The following is a 25,797-nucleotide window of genomic DNA, read 5'->3' as shown; positions in this document are numbered from 1 at the left end:
TCAGTCGTCTTCCTCGTCTTTGAGCAGGGCGCCGCTGCTGGCATCGAGCTTGACCTCGCGCACCACGCCGTCCTTGGTCAGCAGCTCGACTTCATATTCGTAGCGGCCGTCGTCCTCTTCCAGCTCTGCCTCCAGCAGGCGCGCCCCGGGGTAACGCCCCAGGGCGGTATCCAGCAATTGCTCGAGCGGCAGGATGATGCCCTTCTGCCGTAGCTTCAGGGCTTCGTCCTGGTCCAGGTCGCGGGCAACGGCCAAGGAGCACACGGCCAGCAACGACAACGCCAGGTATCGCGCCGGCCGGGGTAAGCGGATCATCAGTTGTCCCGCTCGTCCTTCAGCACTTCACCGGTCTTGGCATCCAGGTCGACATCCCACTCGACGTTCTGCGAGTCGCGCAGTTCGACCTTGTACACGTAACGGCCGTATTCGTCCTCCAGCTCCGAGTCGGTGACGGTGGCGCCGGGGTGCTTGGCCACGGCTGCGGCCTTCAGCTCGTCCAGCGACTTGATGGTCTTGGCATTGACCAGCTTGACCACTTCGTCAGGCTGGACGTCCTTGGCGAAAGCGGCATTGGCGCCCAGGGCAAGGGCGGCGGCGGTGAACAGGGCAGTCAAGGTTTTCATGATGGCTCTCCTGAGCGACGTTCAAGTTGTCTACGGGGTTAAGACTAACCAGCGGTCCTTAATTCAACCTGAAAACAGCTGGCGCCATGATAGCGCAGCTGTAGCGCCATCAAGCCCCTATAATGACCGGCTGGTTACCGTCGAGATCCGTCATGAGCGCCATTCACATCAAATTCCCGGCCCTTACCTTCAAGGCTGGCCAGCGCGCAATACGCCAGATTCGTGAAAGGGGACTGCAGGCAGGCGATGTCGGCGTGCTGCCAGGTGCGGCAGGTGGCCCCAAGCCCCTGGGCATCCAGGGCCTGGACCTTGCCCTGTTCGGTGAATGGCTGCCATCGGCACCCCGCCAGCGCGCGCTGATCGGCGCCTCGATCGGCTCCTGGCGCTTCGCCAGCGCCTGCCTTGACGACCCGGTCGCCGGCATCCGCCGCCTGGGCGAGCTGTACACCGAACAGGACTTCGCCAAAGGCGTTACCCCCGCCGACATCAGCCGCAGTTGCCAGCGCATGCTCGACGACCTGCTGCAGGGCTGCGACGGGCAGATCCTCGCCAACCCGCACTATCGGCTCAACATTCTGGTAGTGAAGAGCCACGGCCAACTCGCCCACGACCATCGAGGCCGCCTGGGCATGGGCCTGGGCTCGGTGGTCGCCAGCAACCTGCTGGGGCGCTCGCGCCTGGGCCGGCACTTTGAACGGGTCATCCTGCATGACCAGCGCAGCGCGCCGCCGCTCGATGCGCTCACCGACTTCCCCTCGCGCTGCCTGCCGCTGGACCTTTCCAACCTGCGCCAGGCCCTGCTCGCTTCAGGTTCGATCCCGATGGTGATGGAAGGTGTACGCGACATCCCCGGTGCTGGTGCTGGCACCTACCGCGACGGCGGCCTGCTCGACTATCACCTCGACCTGCCCTACCGCGGTGACGACCTGGTGCTGTACCCGCACTTCACCGACAAGGTAGTGCCCGGCTGGTTCGACAAGGCGCTGCCCTGGCGCCGGGGCGACGCCAGGCGGCTGCAGAACGTGCTGCTGATGACGCCTTCGCCGCAATACCTGGCTGCCCTGCCTTTCGGCAAACTGCCGGACCGCAACGACTTCAAGCGTTTCATGGGCGATGCGCCGAGCCGCAAGCGTTACTGGTACAAGGCGATCGCCGAAAGCCAGCGTCTGGGCGACGAGTTGCTCGAACTGATCGCCACCGGGCGGTTGCACGAACGCCTGCAAGCCTTGTAGCGGCCATGCTGGTAGACTGCGCGCATCATTGATTCACACAGAGTTATGACAGCGTGGAAATCTTCAAGGAATTCACATTCGAATCGGCCCACCGCCTGCCCCACGTCCCGGAAGGCCACAAATGCGGCCGCCTGCACGGCCACTCGTTCAAGGTCGGCCTGCACCTGACCGGCCCGCTCGACCCGCACACCGGCTGGATCCGCGACTTCGCCGAGGTCAAGGCAATCTTCAAGCCGATCTATGACCAGCTCGACCACAACTACCTGAATGACATCCCGGGCCTTGAAAACCCCACCAGCGAAGTGATCGCCAAGTGGATCTGGGACCAGGTCAAGCCGCTGATGCCGGAACTGTCGAAGGTGCGCATCCACGAAACCTGCACCAGTGGTTGCGAATACACCGGCGACTGACTTCGACCAGCCCGGTTGCAGCCTGGCCGCAGCGGTCAGATCTCGCCGAACTGGTGAGGGATGCTGAGGATTTCCATCGCGATGAAACCCGCCTCACCCTTGCGTGAATTGAAGAACCAGCTCCCCTCGCTCGGGTAACGTTTGACCCGCTCTCCGCCAGGGGCGATCAGGCGCAGGTTGTAGAAGCGTTCGCCCCGCGCCGGCTCGGCGGGCAGGCCCTCCACGGTCCACAGCCCGGCGCCAGACTCCTTGCGCAAGGCGCCTTGTGGCTGCGCGGCGGGCCAGATGCCCACGTAGCCCGAGAACCGCGGCATGCTGTAGTCCAGCACCCATGGGAACACGGTCCATACCCTGTCCGCCGGCCTGATTTCATAGAAGCGCTGCGAGTCCGCCCTGGGGCTGCCCTGGGTGTAGGCGCCGAACCAGAACAGCTCGTAGTACTGGTGCTCCGGTGTCACGTAGTCCGAGGGCGCCAGGCGCTTTTTCAGCTCGCCGTCCTTCGTCGATTGCAGGTAGCGGTTCCAGTGGTCTCGGTGATTGCGGGCACCCGTCTCCAGCCAGATGGCCGCCAAACGCTCTTTTGCCACGGCATTGCCCTCAACCACCGGGGTGGTATCGTCGCCGATGCTTTGCCACCAGCAGCGGGCCAGAAACGTTTCTCGAGAGCTGTAGATGTACGTGCTCATGCTGACTCTCCTCGTCAGATCATTGAGCTCGCAGGCTAGGCAAATCTGCCTTCATAGCGCAGGAGGAAGCGCCTCACTCCAGGCTTTGCCTGAGAAAAGCCGGCGCGATGTAACGCTGGTAATGCGCTTCTGACAACAGGAAAAACTCGCGATCGATGGCGTCGCGCAGTTGCGGCAGCTCCCAGTCGCGAAACTCCGGCAACAACACCATGCCGTAGGCTTCCAGATCGCGGATCATGCGGGCGCCACGGGCGATCAGCTGGTACGCCCAGCAATACTCCGACTGTTGCTCGACGAAGCGGATCGAGCGTTGCTGCAGTTGCTGGCGCAGCAGGCCTTTGTCGAACACTTCGAGCTTGGCCATCATCACCTGTACCAGCAGCTGTTCCAGGCGCAACCAGACGGCGCGCTTCTGCTCGTCGTCGTAACCGTTCCAATGGATCACTTCATGATGGAAACGCTTGCAGCCACGGCACACGGTGTCCCCGTAAACGGTGGAACAGAGGCCGACGCAAGGGGTCTTGATGGACTGGTTGGACATTGGGAAACAACAGCTTGGCGGTGGAATACGGGGCCATGTTAGCCCTTTGTCTAACCAGGGTCACCCGTTAAAGTCATGATCGCTGCCTTACCTTCGGGCTTTTTTTGCCGTAGAATCACCCCGCCTTTTCAAGGCAACAATGTCCGTTGGAAGCTGTTTTCAAAGCGTCACGAGCACAGTTCATCCGGTAGAACGGCGTTGGCCCGGGCCATGCACCCCTCGCATGCCCGCGCCAGCCCTCATCAGCTCCCGTTCTGCAGGCGTAAAACTTTGAAAGCAGCTTCTGTAAGGATTCTCTGCGACTCTGGCTGGGCGGCCCACAAAGCCGTGGCAGCGCATGGGTGCATTGAATGCTGGATGAGCGTCCCGGACTCCCTTTAGGGACCACTGATGAGGGTAATAACTGTGCTTGAAGCCTACCGCAAACACATCGAAGAGCGTGCCGCCCTGGGTATCGTGCCCCAGCCGCTGAACGCCGAACAAACTGCAGGCCTGGTCGAGCTGCTGAAAAACCCGCCGGCCGGCGAAGAAGCCTTCCTCGTAGACCTGATCACCAACCGCGTTCCGCCAGGGGTCGACGAAGCTGCCTACGTCAAGGCCGCTTTCCTCTCCGCCGTGGCCAAGGGCGAAGCCAAGTCGCCTCTGATCGACCGCAAGCACGCTGCTGAACTGCTGGGCACCATGCAGGGCGGCTACAACATCGAGACGCTGGTCGCGCTGCTCGACGACGCCGAACTGGGCGCCGTCGCGGCCGAACAGCTCAAGCACACCCTGCTGATGTTCGACGCCTTCCACGACGTGGCCGAAAAAGCCAAGGCCGGCAACGTTCACGCCAAGGCCGTGCTGGAATCCTGGGCTGCCGGCGAGTGGTTCACCTCGCGCCCGGCCATCGCCGACAAGTACACCCTGACCGTGTTCAAGGTGCCTGGCGAAACCAACACCGACGACCTGTCCCCTGCCCCGGACGCCTGGTCGCGCCCCGACATCCCGCTGCACGCCCTGGCCATGCTGAAAATGGCCCGTGATGGCATCGAACCGCAGCAGCCTGGTTCGGTCGGCCCGCTGGCTCAGATCGAAGCGGTCAAGGCCAAGGGCTTCCCGGTGGCCTACGTCGGTGACGTGGTCGGTACCGGTTCTTCGCGTAAATCCGCCACCAACTCGGTGCTGTGGTTCTTCGGCGACGACATCCCGTACGTGCCGAACAAGCGCGCCGGTGGCTTCTGCTTCGGCACCAAGATCGCCCCGATCTTCTACAACACCATGGAAGACGCCGGCGCCCTGCCGATCGAATTCGACTGCACCAACCTGGCCATGGGCGACGTCATCGACGTCTACCCGTTCAAGGGTGAAGTGCGCCGTCACGGCAGCGACGAGCTGGTCACTACCTTCGCACTGAAGACCGAAGTCCTGCTGGACGAAGTCCGTGCTGGCGGCCGTATCCCGCTGATCGTTGGCCGTGGCCTGACCGAAAAAGCCCGTGCCGAACTGGGCCTGGGGGCTTCCGACCTGTTCAAGAAGCCAGAGCAGCCTGCCGATACCGGCAAAGGCTTCACCCTGGCGCAGAAGATGGTTGGCCGCGCCTGTGGCCTGCCAGAAGGCCAGGGCGTGCGCCCAGGTGCCTACTGCGAGCCGAAGATGACCACCGTCGGCTCCCAGGACACCACTGGCCCGATGACTCGCGACGAACTGAAAGACCTGGCGTGCCTGGGCTTCTCCGCTGACCTGGTGATGCAGTCGTTCTGCCACACCGCAGCCTATCCGAAGCCGATCGACGTCAACACCCACCACACCCTGCCAGACTTCATCCGCACCCGTGGCGGCGTGTCGCTGCGCCCAGGCGACGGTATCATCCACAGCTGGCTGAACCGCATGCTGATGCCTGACACCGTCGGTACCGGTGGTGACTCGCACACCCGCTTCCCGATCGGCATTTCGTTCCCGGCCGGTTCCGGCCTGGTGGCCTTCGCCGCCGCCACCGGCGTCATGCCGCTGGACATGCCGGAATCGATCCTGGTGCGCTTCAAGGGCAAACTGCAACCTGGCATCACCCTGCGTGACCTGGTTCATGCCATCCCTTACTACGCGATCCAGAAGGGCCTGCTGACCGTCGAGAAGAAAGGCAAGAAGAACGCCTTCTCCGGCCGCATCCTGGAAATCGAAGGCCTGGACGACCTGACGGTCGAGCAAGCCTTCGAGCTGTCCGACGCCTCGGCCGAGCGTTCCGCTGCGGGCTGCACCATCAAGCTGCCGGAAAAGGCCATCGCCGAGTACCTGCAGTCCAACATCACCCTGCTGCGCTGGATGATCGGCGAAGGCTACGGCGATGCCCGCACCCTGGAGCGTCGCGCCCAGGCCATGGAAGCCTGGCTGGCCAAGCCCGAACTGCTGTCGGCCGATGCCGATGCCGAATACGCCGAAATCATCGAAATCGACCTGGCCGACGTCAAGGAGCCTGTGCTCTGCGCGCCGAACGACCCGGACGATGCCCGCCTGCTGTCCTCGGTACAGGGCGAGAAGATCGACGAAGTGTTCATCGGTTCGTGCATGACCAACATCGGTCACTTCCGCGCTGCCGGCAAGCTGCTGGACAAGGTCAAGGGCGGCATCCCGACCCGTCTGTGGCTGGCCCCGCCAACCAAGATGGACGCCCACCAGCTGACCGAGGAAGGCTACTACGGCATCTACGGCAAGGCCGGCGCACGCATGGAAATGCCAGGCTGCTCGCTGTGCATGGGTAACCAGGCACGTGTGCAGACCGGCTCGACCGTGGTTTCCACCTCGACCCGTAACTTCCCGAACCGTCTGGGCGACGCCACCAACGTGTACCTGGCCTCTGCCGAGCTGGCTGCAGTCGCGTCGATCCTCGGCAAGCTGCCGACCGTCGAAGAGTACATGCAGTACGCCAAAGACATCGACAGCATGGCTGCCGACGTCTACCGCTACCTGAGCTTCGACCAGATCGCCGAGTTCCGTGAAGCGGCTGCCAACGCCAAGATCCCGGTTGTTCAGGCGTAAGCTGAGTTGTAAGCAGTAAAAGAAAGCCCCGGCAGCGATGCCGGGGCTTTTTTGTGCCTCCTGTACCGGCCTCTTCGCGGCTAAAGCCGCGAAGAGGCCGGTACAGGCAACCTTCAGATCACGAACAGATCCACAAACCTGTGCACCGCCATCTGCTCCAGCTGTTGCTGGCCCTTGCACAGTTGAAAAATCGCTTCGCACCGCTGCCGCACAAAGCGCGTTGCCAGGTTGCTCCTGAACTTGGCCTCCAGCAACGGTATCCCCTCCTCACGCCGCCGCCGATGCCCGATCGGGTACTCCACCAGCACCTGCTCGGTACTGCTGCCATCTTTGAAAAACACCTGCACGGCATTGGCGATCGAGCGCTTGTCCGCCTCCAGGTACTCGCGACTGAAGCGCGGGTCCTCAACCACTTCCATCTTTTCGCGCAGGCGATCGATGCTCGGGTGGTTGGCATGAAAGGCATCTTCATAATGCTCGGCCACCAGGTGACCGAAGATCAGCGGCACCGCCACCATGTATTGCAGGCAATGGTCACGGTCAGCGGCATTGGCCAACGGGCCGCTTTTGGAAATGATACGGATCGCCGATTCCTGGGTGGTGATGACGATGCGGTCGATTTCATGCAGGCGGTTACGCACCAGAGGGTGCAGGGTAACGGCCGCTTCGCAGGCGGTCTGGGCATGGAACTCTGCGGGAAAGCTGACTTTGAACAGTACGTTTTCCATCACGTAACTGGCCAGCGGTTGCGGCAGGCGCAGCTCGTACTGGCCAGAAGGCTTCACCGCCAGGTCCTTGTTGGTGTGGCTGAACGAGACGTCATGGAACCCCCATTGCGGCGCAGTCAGCACGCCCGGCACGCCCATCTCGCCGCGCAGCGCGATATCGGCCAGGCGCACGCCGCGGCTGGAAGCGTCCCCGGCCGCCCAGGACTTGCGCGAGCCGGCATTGGGCGCATGGCGATAGGTGCGCAGCGCCTGGCCATCGACGAAGGCATGGGACAAGGCCGATAGCATCTGCTCGCGGTTGGCGCCCATCAGCCGGGCACACACGGCAGTGGAGGCTACCTTGACCAGAATCACGTGATCCAGGCCGACGCGGTTGAATGAGTTCTCCAGCGCCAGCACGCCCTGGATCTCGTGGGCCATGACCATCGCTTGCAGCACCTCACGCATCAGCAGCGGCGCCTCACCAGCAGCCACGCGCTTCTGTGACAGGTGATCGGCAACGGCCAGGATGCCGCCAAGGTTGTCCGAAGGATGCGCCCACTCGGCAGCCAGCCAGGTGTCGTTGTAGTCCAGCCAGCGCACGGTGCAGCCGATGTCCCAGGCCGCCTTGACCGGGTCGAGGCGGTAGGCGGTGCCGGGGACGCGGGCGCCATTGGGCACCACGGTGCCTTCTACCAGCGGGCCGAGCAGCTTGGTGCACTCGGGGAAGCGCAGGGCCAGCAGGCCGCAGCCGAGGGTATCCATCAGGCAGTTGCGTGCGGTGTCCAGGGCTTCAGGGGATTCGACTCGGTAGCCGAGGGCGTAGTCGGCGAGGGTTTGCAGCACCCGGTCGTAGTCTGGGCGGTCATTCAGGTCCACGTTGGCGCTCATAGCCAGCTCCTGTGAAGTCGGGGCTGCTTTGCAGCCCTTCGCGGGGCAAGCCCGCTCCCACAGGTACTCCACAGCACTCAAGAACTGTGGTGATCCTGTGGGAGCGGGCTTGCCCCGCGAAGGGCCGCAAAGCGGCCCCATCAACGAAAGCCGAGCGCCAGTGGTGCGTTAGAAGCTGTCGCCAGGCACGCGAACCCAGCCCTCCATCAGCACGCGAGCACTGCGGCTCATGATTGCCTTGGTCACGGTCCACTCGCCATCCACCTTGCGCGCCTCGGCTCCAACCCGCAAGGTGCCGGACGGATGGCCGAACCGCACGGCACTGCGCTCGCCCCCGCCCGCAGCGAGGTTGACCAGCGTGCCCGGAATGGCCGCAGCGGTGCCGATGGCCACGGCTGCAGTCCCCATCATCGCGTGGTGCAGCTTGCCCATCGACAGCGCACGCACCAGCAGGTCGATGTCACCGGCCGCAACCGCCTTGCCACTGGACGCAGTGTAGGTGCTCGGCGGCGCAACGAAAGCCACCTTCGGCGTATGCTGACGCCCGGCAGCTTGGTCGACATGCTCGATCAGGCCCATGCGCACGGCGCCGTAGGCACGAATGGTCTCGAAGCGCTGCAGCGCCTGCGGGTCGCCGTTGATCGCATCCTGCAACTCGGTACCGGTGTAACCGATGTCGGCGGCATTGACGAACACGGTCGGGATGCCAGCGTTGATCAAAGTCGCCTTGAAGGTGCCGACACCCGGCACTTCCAGGTCGTCCACCAGGTTGCCCGTGGGGAACATTGCCCCACCGTCGCCATCCTCGTCGGCGGCGGGATCGAGGAACTCCAACTGCACTTCGGCGGCCGGGAAGGTCACGCCGTCGAGCTCGAAGTCGCCGGTTTCCTGCACTTCACCTTCGGTGATCGGCACATGGGCGATGATGGTCTTGCCGATGTTGGCCTGCCAGATACGTACAGTGGCAATGCCATTGCGCGGAATGCGCGCCGGGTCGACCAGGCCATTGCTGATGGCGAACGAGCCGACCGCCGCAGACAGGTTGCCGCAATTGCCGCTCCAGTCGACGAAAGCCTTGTCGATGGCGACCTGGCCGAACAGGTAGTCGACATCGTGCCCGGGCTTGATGCTCTTCGACAGGATCACCGTCTTGCTGGTGCTCGAAGTGGCGCCGCCCATGCCGTCGATCTGCTTGGCGTAAGGGTCGGGACTGCCGATTACCCGCAACAGCAAGGCGTCGCGCGCCGGGCCTGGGACCTGAGCCGGCTCAGGCAGGTCCTGCAGGCGGAAGAACACGCCCTTGCTGGTGCCGCCACGGATGTAGGTGGCGGGGATTTTCACTTGTGGTACATGTGCCATGTTCATGTCCTGTTCAAACGGTGGCTTCGAGGAAGTCCTGGGCAAAGCGCTGCAGCACCCCGCCCGCCTCATAGATCGACACTTCCTCGGCAGTGTCCAGGCGGCAGGTCACCGGCACTTCGACACGCTCGCCATTGCGTCGCGTCACGACCAGGGTCAGCGTCGCCCGTGGCGTGCGCTCGCCAAGCACGTCATAGGTCTCGCTGCCATCCAGGCCCAGGGTCTTGCGGTCGGTGCCCGGCTTGAACTCCAGCGGCAAAACCCCCATGCCCACCAGGTTGGTGCGGTGAATGCGCTCGAAGCCCTCGGCGACGATCGCCTCGACACCGGCCAGGCGCACGCCCTTGGCCGCCCAGTCGCGGGACGAGCCCTGGCCATAGTCGCCTCCGGCTACGATGATCAGCGGCTGCTTGCGCGCCATGTAGGTCTCGATGGCTTCCCACATGCGGGTCACCTTGCCTTCCGGCTCGATGCGCGCCAGCGAGCCCTGCTTCACGCTGCCGTCTTCGTTGCGCACCATTTCGTTGAACAGCTTGGGGTTGGCGAAGGTGGCGCGCTGGGCGGTCAGGTGGTCGCCGCGGTGGGTGGCGTAGGAGTTGAAGTCCTCTTCCGGCAAGCCCATCTTCGCCAGGTACTCACCGGCGGCACTGTCGCGCAGGATGGCGTTGGACGGCGACAGGTGGTCGGTGGTGATGTTGTCCGGCAGTACCGCCAGCGGGCGCATGCCGCGCAGGGTGCGTTCGCCAGCCAGGGCGCCTTCCCAGTATGGCGGGCGGCGGATATAGGTGCTCATCGGGCGCCAGTCGTAGAGCGGCGCGACTTTAGGCCCGCGGTCTTCTTCGATGGCGAACATCGGGATATAGACCTTGCGGAACTGCTCCGGCTTGACCGCCGCACGCACCACCGCGTCGATTTCCTCGTCGCTCGGCCAGATGTCCTTGAGTCGGACTTCCTTGCCGTCGACCACGCCCAGCACGTCCTTCTCGATGTCGAAACGGATGGTGCCGGCAATCGCGTAGGCCACCACCAGCGGCGGCGAAGCAAGGAACGCCTGCTTGGCATACGGATGGATACGCCCATCGAAGTTGCGGTTGCCCGACAGGACGGCGGTGGCGTACAGGTCCCGGTCGATGATTTCCTGCTGGATCACCGGGTCCAGTGCACCGGACATGCCGTTGCAGGTGGTGCAGGCGAAGGCGACGATGCCAAAGCCCAGTTGCTCCAGTTCCTTTTCCAGCCCCGCTTCTTCCAGGTACAGCTGTACGGCCTTGGAGCCGGGTGCCAGCGACGACTTGACCCACGGCTTGCGGTTGAGGCCAAGTTTGTTCGCGTTGCGCGCCAGCAAGCCTGCGGCAATCACGTTGCGCGGGTTGCTGGTATTGGTGCAGCTGGTGATGGCGGCGATGATCACCGCACCGTCAGGCATCTGCCCCGGCACTTCTTGCCAGGCGCCAGCGATGCCCTTGGCCGCCAGGTCGCTGGTCGCGACGCGGGCATGCGGGTTGGACGGGCCGGCCATGTTGCGCACCACGCTCGACAGGTCGAAGCTCAGGGTGCGTTCGTATTCGGCCCTGGCCAGGCTGTCGGCCCACAGGCCGGCGACCTTGGCATAGGTCTCCACCAACTGCACCTGCTGGTCATCACGGCCAGTCAGCTTGAGGTAGTCGATGGTCTGCTGGTCGATGGCGAACATCGCAGCGGTGGCACCGTATTCCGGGGCCATGTTGGAAATGGTCGCACGGTCACCCAGGGTCAGGGCGCGTGCGCCTTCGCCATGGAACTCGAGGTAGGCGCCAACGACTTTCTGCTTGCGCAGGAACTCGGTAAGGGCCAATACCAGGTCGGTGGCGGTGATATTCGGCGCCAGCTTGCCGGTCAGCTCGACGCCGATGATTTCCGGCAGGCGCATCCACGAGGCACGGCCAAGCATGACGTTTTCGGCTTCAAGGCCACCGACACCGATGGCGATCACGCCCAAGGCATCGACATGCGGGGTATGGCTGTCGGTGCCGACGCAGGTGTCCGGGTAGGCCACGCCACGGTCGTTATGGATCACCGGCGACATCTTCTCCAGGTTGATCTGGTGCATGATGCCGTTGCCAGGCTGGATCACGTCGACGTTCTTGAACGCCTTCTTGGTCCAGTTGATGAAATGGAAACGGTCTTCGTTACGGCGGTCTTCGATGGCGCGGTTCTTCTCGAACGCCTGCGGGTCGAAGCCACCGCACTCCACGGCCAGGGAGTGGTCGACGATCAACTGCACCGGCACCACCGGATTGACCTGAGCCGGGTCGCCGCCTTTGTCGGCGATGGCATCACGCAGGCCGGCGAGGTCGACCAGGGCGGTCTGGCCAAGGATGTCATGGCACACCACGCGCGCCGGGAACCAAGGGAAGTCGAGGTCGCGCTTGCGCTCGATCAGCTGGCCCAGCGAGGCGTCGAGGGTGGCCGGGTCGCAGCGGCGCACCAGGTTCTCGGCCAGCACCCGGGAGGTGTAGGGCAGGCTGTCATAGGCACCGGGCTTGATGGCCTCGACGGCGGCGCGGGCATCGAAGTAGTCCAGGGCTGTGCCTGGCAGGTTCTTGCGGAATGCAATATTCATCTTGGGATCAGGCTCGGTCACAGGATTCGGAAGGTTGCCCCCGCTTCCACAGGGGAAGCGGGTTGCCTCTCTTTATCTATTCAGCGCTGCTCGATCGGTACGAACTGGCGCTGTTCGACGCCGACATACTCGGCGCTCGGACGGATGATGCGGTTGTTGGCGCGCTGTTCGAACACGTGCGCGGCCCAGCCGGTCAGGCGCGAGCAGACGAAGATCGGGGTGAACAGCTTGGTCGGGATGCCCATGAAGTGATACGCTGAGGCATGGTAGAAGTCGGCGTTGGGGAACAGGCGTTTCTGCTCCCACATGGTCTTGTCGATGGCTTCGGAGACAGGGTACAGGACCGTGTCACCGACCTGGTCGGCAAGCTTCTTCGACCAGCCTTTGATCACCTCGTTGCGCGGGTCGGACTCTTTGTAGATCGCGTGGCCGAAGCCCATGATCTTGTCCTTGCGCTCGAGCATGCGCAGCAGCTCGGCGGTGGCCTCCTGCGGGCTCTGGAAGCGCTCGATCAGCTCCATCGCCGCTTCGTTGGCACCGCCGTGCAGCGGGCCGCGCAGCGAGCCGATGGCGGCGGTGACGCAGGAGTACAGGTCGGACAGGGTCGATGCGCAAACCCGCGCAGTGAAAGTCGAGGCGTTGAACTCATGCTCGGCGTAGAGGATCAGCGACACGTTCATCACCTTGACGTGCAGCTCGCTCGGCTTCTTGCCGTGCAGCAGGTGCAGGAAGTGGCCGCCGAGGGTGTCTTCGTCGCTGGTGCAGTCGATGCGCACGCCATGGTGGGTGAAGCGGTACCAGTAGCACATCACCGCAGGGAACAGCGCCAGCAGGCGGTCGGTCTTCTCGCGCTGGGCGTCAAAGGTCAGCTCGGGCTCCAGGGTGCCGAGCACCGAGCAACCGGTGCGCATCACATCCATCGGATGGGCGTCGCGGGGGATGCGTTCCAGCACTTCTTTGAGCGCCTGCGGCAGGTCACGCAGGCCCTTGAGCTTGTGTTTGTAGTCGGCCAGCTCCGCCTTGCTCGGCAGCTCGCCGTACAACAGCAGATAGGCGACTTCTTCGAATTCGGCACCGGCGGCCAGGTCACGGACGTCGTAGCCACGGTAGGTCAGGCCGGCCCCGGCCTGGCCCACGGTCGACAGCGCAGTCTGGCCGGCCACCTGGCCGCGCAGGCCAGCGCCACTGAGTACTTTTGCTTCGGCCATGGTGTTTCTCCTTTCTTGAACTTGTTATAGGAAGCGATCTGGCGGATTCAGGAACGCTGCGCTCAACCCTTCTTCTGGGCAAACAGCGCGTCGAGGCTCTGCTCGAAGGCGTGGTAGCCAATGGCATCGTAGAGCTCCATGCGGGTCTGCATGGTGTCGATTACGTTCTTCTGCGTGCCGTCGCGGCGCAATGCGGCATACACGTTCTCCGCCGCCTTGTTCATGGCGCGGAATGCCGACAGCGGGTACAGCACCAGCGAAACATCGACCGAGGCCAGCTCTTCGGTGGTAAACAGCGGCGTGGCGCCGAATTCGGTGATGTTGGCCAGGATCGGTGCTTTCACCCGATCAGCGAAGGTCTTGTACATCGACAGTTCGGTGATGGCTTCGGGGAAGATCATATCGGCGCCGGCCTCGACGCAGGCGGCGGCCCGGTCCAGGGCAGCGTTGAGACCTTCCACCGCCAGGGCGTCGGTGCGCGCCATGATCACGAAGCTGTCATCGGTGCGGGCATCCACTGCCGCCTTGATGCGGTCGACCATCTCCTGCTGGCTGACGATTTCCTTGTTCGGGCGGTGGCCGCAGCGTTTGGCGCCAACCTGGTCCTCGATGTGGATGGCCGCAGCACCGAACTTGCACATCGAACGCACGGTGCGGGCGACGTTGAAAGCCGAAGCGCCGAAACCGGTGTCGACATCCACCAGCAAGGGCAGGTCGCAGACATCGGTGATGCGGCGCACATCGGTCAGCACATCATCCAGGCCACTGATGCCCAGGTCAGGCAGGCCCAGGGAGCCGGCAGCAACACCGCCACCGGACAGGTAGATGGCTTTGAAACCGGCACGCTTGGCCAGCAGTGCGTGGTTGGCGTTGATCGCGCCGACCACTTGCAGCGGGTGTTCGGCGGCAACGGCGTCGCGGAAACGCTGACCGGGGGTGCTGTTCACAGTCATTTCTCACCTCGTGGGCTGTTGTTGTTGGCGTCCAGATAGTGACGCTCGATGTTGCGCTTGGACGCGCCGATGTGGCGGCGCATCAGGAGTTCGGCCAGTTCGCCGTCACGGTCGGCAATGGCATCGAGAATGCGGTGGTGTTCGGCAAAGGCCTGGCGCGGCCGGTTGGGCGTGGCGGAAAACTGGATGCGGTACATGCGCACCAGTTGATACAGCTCGCCGCACAGCATCTTGACCAGGGTCTGGTTGCCGCTGCCCTGGATGATGCGGTAGTGGAAGTCGTAGTCGCCTTCCTGCTGGTAGTAGCCAAGCCCGGCCTGGAACGCGGCATCGCGCTCATGGGTATCGAGCACCCGGCGCAGCTCATCGATGTCGGCCTGGCTCATGCGCTCGGCTGCCAGGCGGCAGGCCATGCCTTCCAGCGACTCGCGGATTTCGTACAGCTCGATCAGTTCGGCGTGGTTGAGCGAAACCACCCGCGCGCCGACATGCGGTACCCGCACCAGCAGGCGCTGCCCCTCCAGCCGGTGGATGGCCTCGCGCAGCGGGCCGCGGCTGATGCCATAGGTACGCGCCAGCTCCGGCTCGGAGATCTTGCTGCCTGGGGCAATGTCGCCCTTGACGATCGCCGCCTGGATACGCCGGAAGACATTCTCGGACAAGGTTTCCGTTTCGTCTGACTCGGCAGGGCTTGGGGTGGTGATGTCCAGCATATTGTCGACACCTTGCTAATCGCTTGAGCAGAAACTAGCGAATCAGAGGCTCACAGTCAAAGACAAAATCAACATTGTCGACAATCGTCTAAGAACGAACTTACCCAGTGATGGCGTTGTCAGATCGCTTCACGCTGGCGTCAAGACGTCGGCGTGATAGAATGCCGCGCCTCCGAGGGGGTATCGATAGTGTATTTGTCATCAAATCATGTTGTTGACAGATGAACGAGGAAGCTTGTGCAGCCGTTGCCAGTCACCTATGCCCCGAACCCTGCACAGCTCAGCACCGCGCCAGGACTATGAGACTTACACCCGTATTATTGCTGTTATGCCTCACCCTGCTGCCGGCCCTTGGCCAGGCGGCGGGCAAGACCGTGTACGGTCTGAACGAATACGCCCGGCTTGGCGACCTCGACCTGGAAGTGGCCGCCAAGCTCGACACCGGGGCCAAGACCGCGTCGCTCAGTGCCCGCGACATCAAACGCTTCAAGCGCAACGGCGAAAGCTGGGTGCGCTTCTACCTGGCCATTGACGCCGCCCATTCGCACCCCATCGAGCGCCCTCTGGCCCGCGTGAGCAAGATCAAGCGCCGCGCCGGCGACTATGATGCGGAATCCGGCAAGGCCTATACCGCCCGCCCGGTCATCGAACTGGAAATCTGCATGGGCCAGGCCCGGCGCACCATCGAAGTCAACCTCACCGACCGCAGCGCCTTCCAGTTCCCGTTGCTGATCGGCTCCGAGGCGCTCAAGCACTTCGACGCGCTGGTCGACCCAAGCCTTAAATATGCGGCCGGCAAACCTGCCTGTGCCACCGACGCTACCAAAGCAGAGTAATCCCGATGCGCTCTCTTACCCTCCATCTGAAAGTCCTGATCACCGTGCTGGTGTTGCTCGGCGTAGCGGTCACGGCCTATCAGATCTTCGTGCTCGGCATCCCGGTGACCGAAGACGAGACCGACGACCTGTGGAACATCGACGCCAAGGTCGAGTTCGTCGCCAGCTCCAAGGACCCGGTCAAGATCCAGATGTTCGTGCCGCCGCTGAACCGCGACTACGTCAGCCTCAACGAGAGCTTCATCTCCAACAACTATGGGGTGAGCGTCAACCGCGCCGACGGCAACCGCAAGGTGACCTGGTCTGCGCGCCGTGTCAGCGGCAACCAGACCCTGTACTACCGGCTGGTGCTGACCAAGCGCTACAGCAACGAAAAGTCCGCCATCAAAGGCCCGACCTTCCGTGACAGTCTGGCCATCGAAGGCCCGGAAAAAATCGCCGCCGAAGCCCTGATGGCTCCCATCCGCCAGCACTCGGCCGACGTCGAGACCTTTGTCAGCGAGACCATCAAGCGGGTCAACAACCTCAACGATGACAACGTCAAGCTGCTGCTGGCCGGTGACACCTCGCCAATGAAGAAGGCCCAGGTCATCGACCTGCTGCTGTCGATCGCCCATGTGCCGATGGAAAAGGTCCACACCATCCGCCTGGTTGCCGATACGCCCCAGACTCCGGAGCTGTGGCTGCGCAGCTTCAACGGCAACGACTGGCTGTACTTCAACCCGGACACCGGCGAACAGGGCCTGCCGGCCGACCGCCTGCTGTGGTGGACCGGCGATGACAACCTGATCACCGTCGATGGCGGCAAGAAAGCCAACGTCACCTTCAGCATGAACAACAGCGAGATGAACGCCATCCGCCTGGCCAAGCTGACTGACGAGAACACCGACGCCGACTTCCTCGAGTACTCGCTGTACGGCTTGCCGCTGCAAACCCAGCAGACCTTCATGATCATGGTCATGATCCCGATCGGCGTGCTGGTGATCCTGATCCTGCGCAACCTGATCGGCATCCAGACGCTCGGTACCTTCACCCCGGTGCTGATAGCCCTGGCCTTCCGCGAGACCCAGCTGGGCTTCGGCATCATGCTGTTCACGGTGATCACCGCCCTGGGCCTGTCGCTACGTTCGTACCTGGAACACCTGAAGCTGCAGATGCTGCCGCGCCTGTCGGTGGTGCTGACCTTCGTCGTGGTATTGATCGCCGCCATCAGCCTGTTCAGCCACAAGCTGGGCCTGGAGCGCGGCCTGTCGGTGGCGCTGTTCCCGATGGTGATCCTGACCATGACCATCGAGCGCCTGTCGATCACCTGGGAAGAACGCGGCGGTGGCCATGCCATGAAAGTGGCGATCGGCACCCTGTTCGCCGCCTCCCTGGCGCACTTGCTGATGATGGTGCCGGAGCTGGTGTACTTCGTCTTCACCTTCCCGGCCGTGCTGTTGATCCTGGTGGGCTTCATGCTGGCGATGGGTCGCTACCGCGGCTACCGCCTGACCGAGCTGGTGCGTTTCAAGGCATTCCTGAAGAAGGCTGACGCCTGATGTTTGGCCTGATCAAGACCTGGAAAGCCCTGGAGGCCAGGGGCATCATGGGGATCAACCGGCGCAACGCGGACTACGTGCTGAAGTACAACAAGCGGCACTTGTACCCGATCGTCGACGACAAGATCATCACCAAGGAGCGTGCCCTCGCAGCCGGCATCCATGTGCCGGAAATGTACGGCATCATCGAGACCGAGAAGCAGATCGATAAGCTTCACGAGATCATCGGCGGGCGCAACGACTTCGTCATCAAGCCAGCGCAGGGCGCTGGTGGTGACGGCATCCTGGTGATCGCCGACCGCTTCGAGGACCGCTACCGCACGGTGTCGGGCAAGATCATCAGCCACGAGGAAATCGAGCACCAGGTGTCGAGCATCCTCACCGGGCTGTACTCGCTTGGCGGCCACCGTGACCGGGCGCTGATCGAGTATCGGGTGACCCCCGACCAGATCTTCAAAAGCATCAGCTACGAGGGTGTGCCGGACATCCGCATCATTGTGCTGATGGGCTACCCGGTGATGGCCATGCTGCGCCTGCCGACCCGCCAGTCCGGCGGCAAGGCCAACCTGCACCAGGGCGCCATCGGTGTGGGCGTCGACCTGGCTACCGGCGTGACCCTGCGCGGCACCTGGCTGAACAACATCATCAGCAAGCACCCCGACACCACCAACGCGGTGGACGGCGTACAGCTGCCGAACTGGGACGGCTTCATGAAACTGGCCGCTGGCTGCTATGAGCTGTGCGGGCTGGGCTATATCGGCGTGGACATGGTGCTGGACCAGGACAAGGGGCCGCTGATTCTCGAACTCAACGCCCGCCCTGGCCTGAACATCCAGATCGCCAACGATACCGGGCTGACTCAGCGCACCCATGCCATCGAAGCGCACATCGAAGCGCTGGCCAAGGACGGGATCACTGAAGACGCCGAACAGCGTGTGCGCGTGACCCAGAACCTGTTCGGGCACGTGCATCCGCGCTGACATTGCCGGGGTTGCTTTGCAGACCTTCGCGACGTGTCGGGACGCCGAACCGTCGCGAAGGGCCAAACAGGATGTTGGAATGTCGTATCAAACCTAGGCGCATTTCCTACACAGGTCTACAATCGCCCTCCTCGCTTTTACATCGCCGTCCACACTGATGCCGACCTGTACGCTCCACCCGCTGCCCTACCAACCCGACCCCGCTGCCTATTTTGCCCGCCTGCGCCAGGCCCCCGGCGCGATCCTGCTCGACAGCGCTCGCCCCGGCGCCGAACGCGGCCGCTTCGACCTGATCAGCGCCTGGCCCGTGCAGCACCTGCAGGCCCAGCCCGACGAGGATGGCCGCGCCTTCCTTGAACGCCTGCGCGCCAGCCTGGCACAACTGGGTGAAGCACAGCTGCCCGACGGCAGCGAGCTACCCTTCGTCGGCGGCCTGATCGGCTACCTGAGCTACGACTTCGGCCGCCGCCTGGAACAGCTGCCGCAACTGTCGACCGACGACCTGGGCTTGGCCGATGCACAGCTGGGCCTGTACGCCTGGGCACTGCTGACCGACCACCAGCTTGGCACCAGCCAGCTGGTGTTCCACCCAAGCCTGGCGCCAGAAGAGCGGGCTCGCCTAGCGGCACTGTTCGAGACTGTCGACACTTCGGTGTGCAGTGATTTCCAGCTGCTCGCGCCCATGCGGGGTGACCTGCAGCCGGAACAGTACAAGGCCGCCTTCGACCAGGTGCAGCGCTACATCCAGGCTGGCGACTGCTACCAGATCAACCTCACCCAGCGCTTCCGCGCCCCTTGCCAGGGTGACCCGTGGCAGGCCTACCAGGCCTTGCGCAAAGCCTGCCCGACGCCATTTTCCGGTTACCAGCAACTGGCTGACGGCAGCGCACTGCTGAGCTTCTCCCCGGAGCGCTTCATCCGTGTCAGCCAGGGCCAGGTGGAAACCCGCCCGATCAAGGGTACCCGCCCGCGCTCGGCCGACCCCGCCGAGGACGCCCGCAATGCCGAGGAGCTGCGCCACAGCGCCAAGGACCGCTCGGAAAACCTGATGATCGTCGACCTGCTGCGCAACGACCTGGGGCGCACGTGCGAAATCGGCTCAGTGAAGGTGCCGGAGCTGTTCAGCCTGGAAAGCTACCCCAACGTTCATCACCTGGTCAGTAGCGTCACCGGCCGGCTGGCCAGCGACAAGGACGCCCTGGACCTGATCGGCGACAGCTTCCCGGGCGGCTCGATCACCGGCGCACCGAAAATCCGCGCCATGCAGATCATCGATGAGCTGGAACCGACACGCCGCGCACTGTACTGCGGCTCGCTGCTGTACGTTGACGTGCGCGGCGAGATGGACAGCTCCATCGCCATACGCAGCTTGCTGATCAAGGATGGCCAGGTCTGTTGCTGGGGCGGCGGCGCAGTGGTGGCCGACTCGAACTGGCAGGCCGAATACGAAGAGTCGATTGCCAAGGTGCGCGTACTGATGGAAACGCTGCAGAGCCTTTGAGGCTCATCGCCAGGCGTCTGCCCGGCCATTTTTTGTTACCATCACTCCATTACGAGCGCACAGCGCCACAGCCAAGATGGAAACCGCCTGATGAGCCAACCCTTCGACGTCGCCGCCCTGGCCGCGACCTATGCCAACAAGTCCCCGCAGGACATCCTCAAGCTCGCCTTCGAGCACTTTGGCGATAACCTGTGGATCTCCTTCAGCGGCGCCGAGGATGTGGTGCTGGTCGACATGGCCTGGAAGCTGAACAAACAGGTCAAGGTATTCAGCCTCGACACGGGCCGCCTGCACCCGGAGACCTACCGGTTCATCGACCAGGTGCGCGAGCATTACAACCTGCCGATCGAAATCCTCAGCCCGGATCGCGCCAGGCTCGACCCGTTCGTCAAGGAAAAAGGCCTGTTCAGCTTCTACAAGGATGGCCACGGCGAATGCTGTGGCATCCGCAAGATCGAACCACTGCGGCGCAAGCTTGCCACCGTCAGCGCCTGGGCCACCGGTCAGCGCCGCGACCAGAGCCCGGGTACCCGCAGCCAGGTGGCAGCACTGGAAATCGACAGCGCCTTCTCCACGCCTGAACGCACCCTCTACAAGTTCAACCCGCTGGCGCAGATGACCAGCGAAGAAGTGTGGGGTTACATCCGCATGCTCGAATTGCCGTACAACAGCCTGCACGAGCGCGGCTTCATCAGCATCGGTTGCGAGCCTTGCACGCGCCCGGTGCTGCCAAACCAGCACGAGCGCGAAGGCCGCTGGTGGTGGGAAGAGTCGACCCAGAAGGAATGCGGGCTGCACGCCGGCAACCTGATCAGCAAGGCCTGATACGCAGGTAAATAAAAACCGGCCATTGGGCCGGTTTTTTCATGCCTGGTGCACTCAGTGCACTGGCAGTTCGACGCCTTCGAACAGCTCTTCGAGTTCCTGTTTGTTGTGGCACTGGATGGCCTTGGCCATCACTTCACGGGTCAGGTGCGGCGCGAACTTCTCAATGAAGTCGCACATGAAGCCGCGCAGGAAGGTGCCACGACGGAAACCGATCTTGGTGATGCTGGCCTCGAACAGCTCGCTGGCATCCAAGGCCACCAGGTCGCTATCGAGCTTGGTGTCGACCGCCATTTTGGCCACGATGCCCACGCCCAGCCCAAGACGTACATAAGTCTTGATCACGTCGGCGTCAGCGGCGGTGAACACCACCTTCGGTGTCAGGCCACGGTGATTGAAGGCTTCGTCCAGCTTCGAGCGGCCGGTGAAACCGAACACATAGGTGACGATCGGGTATTCGGCAACCGCTTCCAGGGTCAGCTTCGGCAGCTTGGTCAGCGGGTGACCTTGGGGTACGACCACGCAACGGTTCCACTTGTAGCACGGCATCATGATCAGGTCGCCGAACAACTCCAGCGCCTCGGTGGCAATGGCGAAATCGACGGTGCCGTCGGCGGCCATTTCCGCGATCTGCATCGGTGACCCCTGGTGCATGTGCAGGGCCACTTCCGGGTACTGCTTGATGAAGCTGCTGATCACCGGCGGCAACGCATAGCGGGCCTGGGTGTGGGTGGTCGCGATGGACAGCGTGCCCTTCTTCTCGTTGGAGAATTCCTGGGCAATCTGCTTGATGCTTTCGACCTTGCGCAAGATCTCGCCAGCGGTGTTGATGATGCGCTCACCAGCCGGGGTCACCCGGGTCAGGTGCTTGCCGCTGCGGGCAAAGACTTCAACACCCAGTTCGTCCTCGAGCAGGCGGATCTGCTTGCTGATGCCCGGCTGCGAGGTATACAGGCTCTGCGCCGTCGCGGAGACGTTGAGGTCGTGGTGCGCCACTTCCCAGATGTAGCGCAGTTGTTGAAGCTTCATAGGTTTCCCTCGAATCGGCGGTAAGTCAGCGGCAGCAGGCAGCGACGAGATATAACTATATTAGTGGTTCTCGAAATAAAACTAGAACTATTTTGTTACACGCGCCTCCGAAACGGACTACGACCAGCTTCACGATTTCCTACGTCCTAAGTGCTGCGAGAGCGGCACCATGTACACCGGCACTGGCGACAGTTGCAGCAGACGCACCGCCGTGCGCCCAATCGGCACATCGACCCCGGCACCGGCACTGTGGCTGCCGAAGATCAGCAGGTCGACGCTAAGCCGCTGCGCCTGATCGAGGATGACCTGTGCCGGGTCACCCTGACGCACCCGCACCGCCCTGATCAGCGCCAGGTCAGCGTCCTCGCCCAATTCGTCACGAAAATTCTCCAACACCCGCTGTTCGATATTGGCCATCACCGTGTTGACGCCTTCGCTGTGCAATGCATCCAGCGTCTGCTCATCGAGGTAACTCTGCAGCAGGGACTCGGCGAACTGGCCCATGGGCTCCACCGCGTGAATCACATAGAGTTCTGCGTTGAAGGCCCGAGCCAGGGTCAGGGCGTGCTGCATGACAAAAGGTGCGTAGACACCGAGGTCGGTGGCGTACAGCATGGAGCGGATCATTCGACCTCCTCGACTGCCGTGGCGACAGAGCAAGCTTCAGCTTAGCAGCGCACCGGAGCCACGCTCTGCCGTCCGGCGCACTGCCGATGCGGCCTGCAGGGCATCAGCCAGCCCGGTTGGCGCGGTCGATGAAGGCCAGGGCCTGATACAACATCTGCATCCGCGGCAGACTGCAGCCGGCCGCCTCTGCACGGGCAATCGGCTCGGCATAGATCGCCTGCAGTTCCAGCGGGCGTTGCCGGGCATGGTCGTGGTACATGCTCGGCCAGTAATCAGGCATCTGCTCGGTCATGCGGAACAGTTGCTCAGCATAGCCCGCTGGCAGTTCATACCCGCACGCGGCAGCGCCTTGCACCACTTCAGCCATCAGCGCCTGGATCAGGTCGCGACTGTCGGCAGCGGCCATCAGCGGCGCGGTACTGGCCCGCAACAATACCGAGAGGCCATTGTACGGCACGTTCCATACCAGTTTTTGCCAGCGCGCCTGAGCCAGGTTGGCCATGGGCTGGGAGTCGATGCCCGCTGCGCGGAACAGCCCGGCGCCCGCCTCCACGAGCGCAGCACCGCCATCTTCGGCCGGCCCACTGTGATAACCAATGTTGACCGCACCCAGCGCCTGGTGGCGAATCACCCCCGGGGCCTGGCGGTTGACGCAGATGAAACACAAGCCGCCGAGCAGGTGCAGGTTGGCCGGCAAAGCTACCCTCAACTGCTCTTCCACGCCAAGGCCATTCTGCAACAGCACCACCTTGGCATCGGCAGTGGCGGCCTGGACGATCAGCGGTGCGAGCTCGATATTGCTGGTTGACTTGGCCCCCACCAGCAGCCAGTCGCAGGGCGGCATGTCGGCCGCGCTGGCGTAGGCACTGACCGGTATCTGCAACACGCCATGCACGGCATGCTCCAGCGTCAAGCCCTGTTCGCGGACCACGTCATATTCGCTGCGCAGCAGAAAATGCACATCGAAACCAGCGCGCGCCAGCATCAGCCCATAGAAGCCACCGATAGCACCGCTGCCAATGATGCCGATGCGTGGTTTGCGAGAAGCCATGGAAATCTCCTGAGTAGGTTGGTTCGCTTTTTTACACCCATCCGGGCCTTTCGAGGGCACACAAGTGTGTCAACACGTACCAAATCCCATTGTCGCGCCCCCGGTAACGCGCTAAGGTTCGGCTCCCCGCTGCGAACATTATTGCTGCTGGGCCGCACGGGGATTGCTGGCGGCCGGCACCCGTGACCTGACGAGTAACACGATGGCTGATTTACCGATCGACGACCTTAACGTTGCCTCCAACGAGACCTTGATCACCCCCGATCAGCTCAAAAAGGAGATCCCCCTCAGCGCCAAGGCCCTGCAGACTGTGACTGCCGGCCGCGAAGTGGTGCGCAATATCCTCGACGGCAAGGATCATCGCCTGTTCGTGGTAGTCGGCCCCTGCTCCATCCATGACATCAAGGCCGCCCACGAATATGCCGAGCGCCTGAAGGTGCTGGCCGAGGAAGTGTCCGACACGCTGTACCTGGTCATGCGCGTGTACTTTGAAAAGCCACGCACTACCGTCGGCTGGAAAGGCCTGATCAACGACCCGTACCTGGATGACTCGTTCAAGATCCAGGACGGCCTGCACATCGGCCGCCAGCTGCTGCTGGACCTGGCCGAAATGGGCCTGCCGACCGCTACCGAAGCACTCGACCCGATTTCCCCGCAGTACCTGCAGGACCTGATCAGCTGGTCGGCCATCGGCGCCCGCACCACCGAATCGCAAACCCACCGCGAGATGGCCTCGGGCCTGTCATCGGCGGTCGGCTTCAAGAACGGCACCGATGGCGGCTTGACCGTGGCCATCAACGCCCTGCAGTCGGTGTCCAAACCGCACCGCTTCCTCGGTATCAATCAGGAAGGTGGCGTATCGATCGTCACCACCAAGGGTAACCCGTATGGCCACGTGGTGCTGCGTGGCGGCAATGGCAAGCCGAACTACGATTCGGTCAGTGTCGCGCTGTGCGAACAGGACCTGGCCAAGGCAAAGATCAAGGCCAACATCATGGTCGACTGCAGCCACGCCAACTCCAACAAGGACCCGGCCCTGCAGCCGCTGGTCATGGAGAACGTCGCCAACCAGATCCTCGAAGGCAACCAGTCGATCATCGGCCTGATGGTCGAGAGCCACCTGAACTGGGGCTGCCAGTCGATCCCGAAAAACCTCGACGAACTGCAGTACGGGGTGTCGATCACCGATGCGTGCATCGACTGGTCGGCCACCGAAAAAACCCTGCGCAGCATGCGCGCCAAGCTCAAGGACGTGCTGCCACAGCGCAAGCGCAGCTGAGTCAGGCGCGATGAAAAACGCCGGGCATTGCCCGGCGTTTTTGTAACAGGGGTCGCTTGCCCGTTCAGGCCTTGCTCGAATGGCGCTGCTGGCGCTCCATGTAGCGCTCCACGTACGAGCAGGAAGGGATCACCGTGTAGCCCATCTGGTCTGCATACTCGAGGGCTTTCTCGGTCAGCGCTGCTGCGATCCCGCGGCCACGCAGGGCGTTGGGCACGAAAGTGCGATAGATGTCCAGTGTCTGCTTGCCTAAGTCCATGTAGGTCAGGTAGGCACGATGACCGTCCACGTTGGTTTCGAACTGATGACCGGCCTGGTCATGGTGGATGGTCAGCGCTTCACTCATCACTACTCCTCGCAGGCCTTTCTGGCAGACCCTTACCTTAACCGTGTGGTTTATCCGGCGGAGGAACCTCAACGCCACCTCATGCCCCTTCGACCATCCGCCGACAGCAATTGTTCGACCGGGTTGAGCACTCACAAATAGTAGGCGCCGCAAGCGGGATTGCTCAAGGTGGTCAGCGTTAAAAAGTAGCAGCAGGCCACGCCTGGAGCTCGCACACCCTGCAACAGCAATCACGCCCTGAACAGCAACCGGATGTTGTTGTGCTTAAGACGCTGAGAGACAGTTAAAGTCACCACTAGTTCAGGAAAAAAGTTCCTGCAGCACAATCGCTTGCAGCGGCTGTACGGTTTTTTCACAAAACCCCGGCAACCCTTGTCCGCGTGACCCGCAGCAACATTTTTTTTGCAGTTCTTGCGCTCTGTCAGTTTACTTACTACAAGTAATGGGTACTATGTACGCCGGCCAGTTTCTCTTTTCCGAGAGATGGCTATTTAATAGAAAGTCCTTGAAGGGGAACACGATGAACAACGTTCTGAAATTCTCTGCTCTGGCTCTGGCCGCAGTTCTGGCTACCGGTTGCAGCAGCGTATCCAAAGAAACCGAAGCTCGTCTGACTGCGACTGAAGACGCAGCAGCTCGCGCTCAAGCCCGTGCTGACGAAGCCTACCGTAAGGCTGACGACGCACTGGCAGCCGCTCAGAAGGCTCAGCAGACCGCTGACGAAGCCAACGAGCGCGCTCTGCGTATGCTGGACAAAGCCAGCCGCAAGTAATAATCCTCACGGATTGTTATGGAGCCGACCCACTTGTGGGTCGGCTTTTTTATTGCCTGAACGAAAGGCC

Annotated in this window: 24 protein-coding genes; 10 read left to right on the top strand and 14 right to left on the bottom strand. The window is 62.8% G+C overall.

Features of this window, described 5'->3' with window-relative positions:
• Both ACQKPS_RS00345 and ACQKPS_RS00340 read right to left on the bottom strand, forming a co-directional pair.
• The gene (locus ACQKPS_RS00345; RefSeq protein WP_313203146.1) at nt 1–315 is read right to left on the bottom strand and encodes a PepSY domain-containing protein; all 315 of its coding nucleotides are present in this window, start codon (nt 313–315) and stop codon (nt 1–3) included.
• Nucleotides 315–623: a PepSY domain-containing protein gene (locus tag ACQKPS_RS00340; RefSeq protein WP_254480650.1), complete on the bottom strand. Its 309-nt coding sequence runs from the start codon at nt 621–623 to the stop codon at nt 315–317. The genes ACQKPS_RS00345 and ACQKPS_RS00340 overlap by 1 nt, the downstream gene beginning before the upstream one ends.
• 152 nt (nt 624–775) lie before the next feature.
• Between ACQKPS_RS00340 and ACQKPS_RS00335 the strand changes: the two genes are divergently transcribed.
• Together ACQKPS_RS00335 and queD are read left to right on the top strand one after the other, a co-directional pair.
• Nucleotides 776–1,855, top strand: coding sequence for a patatin-like phospholipase family protein (locus ACQKPS_RS00335; RefSeq protein ID WP_313203145.1), 1,080 nt, complete (start codon nt 776–778; stop codon nt 1,853–1,855).
• A gap of 53 nt (nt 1,856–1,908) precedes the next feature.
• Nucleotides 1,909–2,265 carry a 6-carboxytetrahydropterin synthase QueD gene (gene queD, locus ACQKPS_RS00330; RefSeq protein ID WP_003250327.1) on the top strand — a complete coding sequence of 119 codons (357 nt, stop codon included), beginning with the start codon at nt 1,909–1,911 and terminating at the stop codon, nt 2,263–2,265.
• A gap of 35 nt (nt 2,266–2,300) precedes the next feature.
• Here queD and ACQKPS_RS00325 read toward each other — a convergent pair whose 3' ends face one another.
• Nucleotides 2,301–2,951, bottom strand: a complete 651-nt coding sequence (locus ACQKPS_RS00325) for a hypothetical protein (RefSeq protein ID WP_427602068.1) — start codon at nt 2,949–2,951, stop codon at nt 2,301–2,303.
• A 73-nt stretch (nt 2,952–3,024) separates the two neighbouring features.
• Nucleotides 3,025–3,492 carry a DUF1289 domain-containing protein gene (locus ACQKPS_RS00320; RefSeq protein ID WP_254480653.1) on the bottom strand — a complete coding sequence of 156 codons (468 nt, stop codon included), beginning with the start codon at nt 3,490–3,492 and terminating at the stop codon, nt 3,025–3,027.
• Nucleotides 3,493–3,897: 405 nt separating this feature from the next.
• On the opposite strand from ACQKPS_RS00320, the gene acnB reads away from it, so the two are divergent.
• The gene (gene acnB / locus ACQKPS_RS00315; RefSeq protein WP_254485596.1) at nt 3,898–6,507 is read left to right on the top strand and encodes a bifunctional aconitate hydratase 2/2-methylisocitrate dehydratase; all 2,610 of its coding nucleotides are present in this window, start codon (nt 3,898–3,900) and stop codon (nt 6,505–6,507) included.
• A 113-nt stretch (nt 6,508–6,620) separates the two neighbouring features.
• Here the strand turns inward: acnB and prpD are convergent, their stop codons facing one another.
• The 6 genes from prpD to ACQKPS_RS00285 form a co-directional block, all read right to left on the bottom strand.
• On the bottom strand, nt 6,621–8,105 hold the full coding sequence (gene prpD / locus ACQKPS_RS00310) for a 2-methylcitrate dehydratase (protein WP_427602066.1): 1,485 nt from the start codon (nt 8,103–8,105) through the stop codon (nt 6,621–6,623).
• A 168-nt stretch (nt 8,106–8,273) separates the two neighbouring features.
• Nucleotides 8,274–9,464, bottom strand: a complete 1,191-nt coding sequence (gene prpF, locus ACQKPS_RS00305) for a 2-methylaconitate cis-trans isomerase PrpF (protein ID WP_254480655.1) — start codon at nt 9,462–9,464, stop codon at nt 8,274–8,276.
• A 13-nt stretch (nt 9,465–9,477) separates the two neighbouring features.
• Entirely contained in the window at nt 9,478–12,066 is a 2,589-nt protein-coding gene (gene acnD, locus ACQKPS_RS00300; RefSeq protein WP_427602063.1) for a Fe/S-dependent 2-methylisocitrate dehydratase AcnD, read from the bottom strand.
• An 80-nt stretch (nt 12,067–12,146) separates the two neighbouring features.
• Nucleotides 12,147–13,274 (bottom strand): bifunctional 2-methylcitrate synthase/citrate synthase, encoded by a 1,128-nt coding sequence (gene prpC, locus ACQKPS_RS00295; RefSeq protein WP_283724025.1) that lies wholly within the window; start codon nt 13,272–13,274, stop codon nt 12,147–12,149.
• A gap of 62 nt (nt 13,275–13,336) precedes the next feature.
• The gene (gene prpB / locus ACQKPS_RS00290; protein WP_254480658.1) at nt 13,337–14,227 is read right to left on the bottom strand and encodes a methylisocitrate lyase; all 891 of its coding nucleotides are present in this window, start codon (nt 14,225–14,227) and stop codon (nt 13,337–13,339) included.
• On the bottom strand, nt 14,224–14,940 hold the full coding sequence (locus tag ACQKPS_RS00285; RefSeq protein WP_254480659.1) for a GntR family transcriptional regulator: 717 nt from the start codon (nt 14,938–14,940) through the stop codon (nt 14,224–14,226). Before ACQKPS_RS00285 ends, prpB begins: the two co-directional genes overlap by 4 nt.
• Before the next feature lie 299 nt (nt 14,941–15,239).
• Here ACQKPS_RS00285 and ACQKPS_RS00280 point away from each other — a divergent pair, with 299 nt between their 5' ends.
• The 5 genes from ACQKPS_RS00280 (at nt 15,240) to ACQKPS_RS00260 (ending at nt 20,623) form a co-directional block, all read left to right on the top strand.
• The gene (locus ACQKPS_RS00280; protein WP_054883576.1) at nt 15,240–15,776 is read left to right on the top strand and encodes an ATP-dependent zinc protease family protein; all 537 of its coding nucleotides are present in this window, start codon (nt 15,240–15,242) and stop codon (nt 15,774–15,776) included.
• 5 nt (nt 15,777–15,781) lie between these two features.
• The gene (locus tag ACQKPS_RS00275; RefSeq protein WP_186600904.1) at nt 15,782–17,317 is read left to right on the top strand and encodes an inactive transglutaminase family protein; all 1,536 of its coding nucleotides are present in this window, start codon (nt 15,782–15,784) and stop codon (nt 17,315–17,317) included.
• A complete protein-coding gene (locus tag ACQKPS_RS00270; RefSeq protein WP_254480660.1) occupies nt 17,317–18,297 on the top strand; it encodes an alpha-L-glutamate ligase-like protein in 981 nt (326 codons plus the stop codon). The genes ACQKPS_RS00275 and ACQKPS_RS00270 overlap by 1 nt, the downstream gene beginning before the upstream one ends.
• A 157-nt stretch (nt 18,298–18,454) precedes the next feature.
• On the top strand, nt 18,455–19,798 hold the full coding sequence (pabB, locus tag ACQKPS_RS00265; protein ID WP_254480661.1) for an aminodeoxychorismate synthase component I: 1,344 nt from the start codon (nt 18,455–18,457) through the stop codon (nt 19,796–19,798).
• Nucleotides 19,799–19,888: 90 nt separating this feature from the next.
• Entirely contained in the window at nt 19,889–20,623 is a 735-nt protein-coding gene (locus tag ACQKPS_RS00260; RefSeq protein ID WP_254480662.1) for a phosphoadenylyl-sulfate reductase, read from the top strand.
• A 54-nt stretch (nt 20,624–20,677) separates the two neighbouring features.
• On the opposite strand, the gene cysB is transcribed toward ACQKPS_RS00260, so the two are convergent.
• From cysB to ACQKPS_RS00245, 3 genes are all read right to left on the bottom strand, one after another.
• Nucleotides 20,678–21,652 (bottom strand): HTH-type transcriptional regulator CysB, encoded by a 975-nt coding sequence (gene cysB / locus ACQKPS_RS00255; protein ID WP_027593928.1) that lies wholly within the window; start codon nt 21,650–21,652, stop codon nt 20,678–20,680.
• A 129-nt stretch (nt 21,653–21,781) separates the two neighbouring features.
• Nucleotides 21,782–22,279, bottom strand: a complete 498-nt coding sequence (locus ACQKPS_RS00250) for a universal stress protein (RefSeq protein ID WP_054883571.1) — start codon at nt 22,277–22,279, stop codon at nt 21,782–21,784.
• A 103-nt stretch (nt 22,280–22,382) separates the two neighbouring features.
• Nucleotides 22,383–23,330 (bottom strand): putative 2-dehydropantoate 2-reductase, encoded by a 948-nt coding sequence (locus tag ACQKPS_RS00245; RefSeq protein WP_254480663.1) that lies wholly within the window; start codon nt 23,328–23,330, stop codon nt 22,383–22,385.
• Nucleotides 23,331–23,532: 202 nt separating this feature from the next.
• On the opposite strand from ACQKPS_RS00245, the gene ACQKPS_RS00240 reads away from it, so the two are divergent.
• Nucleotides 23,533–24,609, top strand: a complete 1,077-nt coding sequence (locus tag ACQKPS_RS00240; RefSeq protein WP_254480664.1) for a 3-deoxy-7-phosphoheptulonate synthase — start codon at nt 23,533–23,535, stop codon at nt 24,607–24,609.
• A gap of 64 nt (nt 24,610–24,673) precedes the next feature.
• Here the strand turns inward: ACQKPS_RS00240 and ACQKPS_RS00235 are convergent, their stop codons facing one another.
• Entirely contained in the window at nt 24,674–24,955 is a 282-nt protein-coding gene (locus ACQKPS_RS00235; protein WP_008095521.1) for a GNAT family N-acetyltransferase, read from the bottom strand.
• Nucleotides 24,956–25,475: 520 nt separating this feature from the next.
• Between ACQKPS_RS00235 and oprI the strand changes: the two genes are divergently transcribed.
• Entirely contained in the window at nt 25,476–25,727 is a 252-nt protein-coding gene (oprI, locus tag ACQKPS_RS00230) for an outer membrane lipoprotei OprI (RefSeq protein WP_003259780.1), read from the top strand.
• Nucleotides 25,728–25,797 lie beyond the last annotated feature (70 nt).

The organism is Pseudomonas sp. NPDC086566 (assembly GCF_050280885.1).
GTDB lineage: Bacteria > Pseudomonadota > Gammaproteobacteria > Pseudomonadales > Pseudomonadaceae > Aquipseudomonas > Aquipseudomonas vlassakiae.
Note: the sequence above shows the minus strand (reverse complement) of the source record. Positions and strands in the feature narration are given on the sequence as shown.

What these genes read in the sequence shown, in the direction of transcription:
- ACQKPS_RS00345 (WP_313203146.1), bottom strand. Translation starts at nt 315, where the DNA reads ATGATCCGCTTACCCCGGCCGGCGCGATACCTGGCGTTGTCGTTGCTG.
- ACQKPS_RS00340 (WP_254480650.1), bottom strand. Translation starts at nt 623, where the DNA reads ATGAAAACCTTGACTGCCCTGTTCACCGCCGCCGCCCTTGCCCTGGGC.
- ACQKPS_RS00335 (WP_313203145.1), top strand. Translation starts at nt 776, where the DNA reads ATGAGCGCCATTCACATCAAATTCCCGGCCCTTACCTTCAAGGCTGGC.
- ACQKPS_RS00325 (WP_427602068.1), bottom strand. Translation starts at nt 2,951, where the DNA reads ATGAGCACGTACATCTACAGCTCTCGAGAAACGTTTCTGGCCCGCTGC.
- ACQKPS_RS00320 (WP_254480653.1), bottom strand. Translation starts at nt 3,492, where the DNA reads ATGTCCAACCAGTCCATCAAGACCCCTTGCGTCGGCCTCTGTTCCACC.
- prpD (WP_427602066.1), bottom strand. Translation starts at nt 8,105, where the DNA reads ATGAGCGCCAACGTGGACCTGAATGACCGCCCAGACTACGACCGGGTG.
- prpF (WP_254480655.1), bottom strand. Translation starts at nt 9,464, where the DNA reads ATGGCACATGTACCACAAGTGAAAATCCCCGCCACCTACATCCGTGGC.
- acnD (WP_427602063.1), bottom strand. Translation starts at nt 12,066, where the DNA reads ATGAATATTGCATTCCGCAAGAACCTGCCAGGCACAGCCCTGGACTAC.
- prpC (WP_283724025.1), bottom strand. Translation starts at nt 13,274, where the DNA reads ATGGCCGAAGCAAAAGTACTCAGTGGCGCTGGCCTGCGCGGCCAGGTG.
- prpB (WP_254480658.1), bottom strand. Translation starts at nt 14,227, where the DNA reads ATGACTGTGAACAGCACCCCCGGTCAGCGTTTCCGCGACGCCGTTGCC.
- ACQKPS_RS00285 (WP_254480659.1), bottom strand. Translation starts at nt 14,940, where the DNA reads ATGCTGGACATCACCACCCCAAGCCCTGCCGAGTCAGACGAAACGGAA.
- ACQKPS_RS00280 (WP_054883576.1), top strand. Translation starts at nt 15,240, where the DNA reads ATGAGACTTACACCCGTATTATTGCTGTTATGCCTCACCCTGCTGCCG.
- ACQKPS_RS00275 (WP_186600904.1), top strand. Translation starts at nt 15,782, where the DNA reads ATGCGCTCTCTTACCCTCCATCTGAAAGTCCTGATCACCGTGCTGGTG.
- ACQKPS_RS00270 (WP_254480660.1), top strand. Translation starts at nt 17,317, where the DNA reads ATGTTTGGCCTGATCAAGACCTGGAAAGCCCTGGAGGCCAGGGGCATC.
- pabB (WP_254480661.1), top strand. Translation starts at nt 18,455, where the DNA reads ATGCCGACCTGTACGCTCCACCCGCTGCCCTACCAACCCGACCCCGCT.
- ACQKPS_RS00260 (WP_254480662.1), top strand. Translation starts at nt 19,889, where the DNA reads ATGAGCCAACCCTTCGACGTCGCCGCCCTGGCCGCGACCTATGCCAAC.
- cysB (WP_027593928.1), bottom strand. Translation starts at nt 21,652, where the DNA reads ATGAAGCTTCAACAACTGCGCTACATCTGGGAAGTGGCGCACCACGAC.
- ACQKPS_RS00250 (WP_054883571.1), bottom strand. Translation starts at nt 22,279, where the DNA reads ATGATCCGCTCCATGCTGTACGCCACCGACCTCGGTGTCTACGCACCT.
- ACQKPS_RS00245 (WP_254480663.1), bottom strand. Translation starts at nt 23,330, where the DNA reads ATGGCTTCTCGCAAACCACGCATCGGCATCATTGGCAGCGGTGCTATC.
- ACQKPS_RS00240 (WP_254480664.1), top strand. Translation starts at nt 23,533, where the DNA reads ATGGCTGATTTACCGATCGACGACCTTAACGTTGCCTCCAACGAGACC.
- ACQKPS_RS00235 (WP_008095521.1), bottom strand. Translation starts at nt 24,955, where the DNA reads ATGAGTGAAGCGCTGACCATCCACCATGACCAGGCCGGTCATCAGTTC.
- oprI (WP_003259780.1), top strand. Translation starts at nt 25,476, where the DNA reads ATGAACAACGTTCTGAAATTCTCTGCTCTGGCTCTGGCCGCAGTTCTG.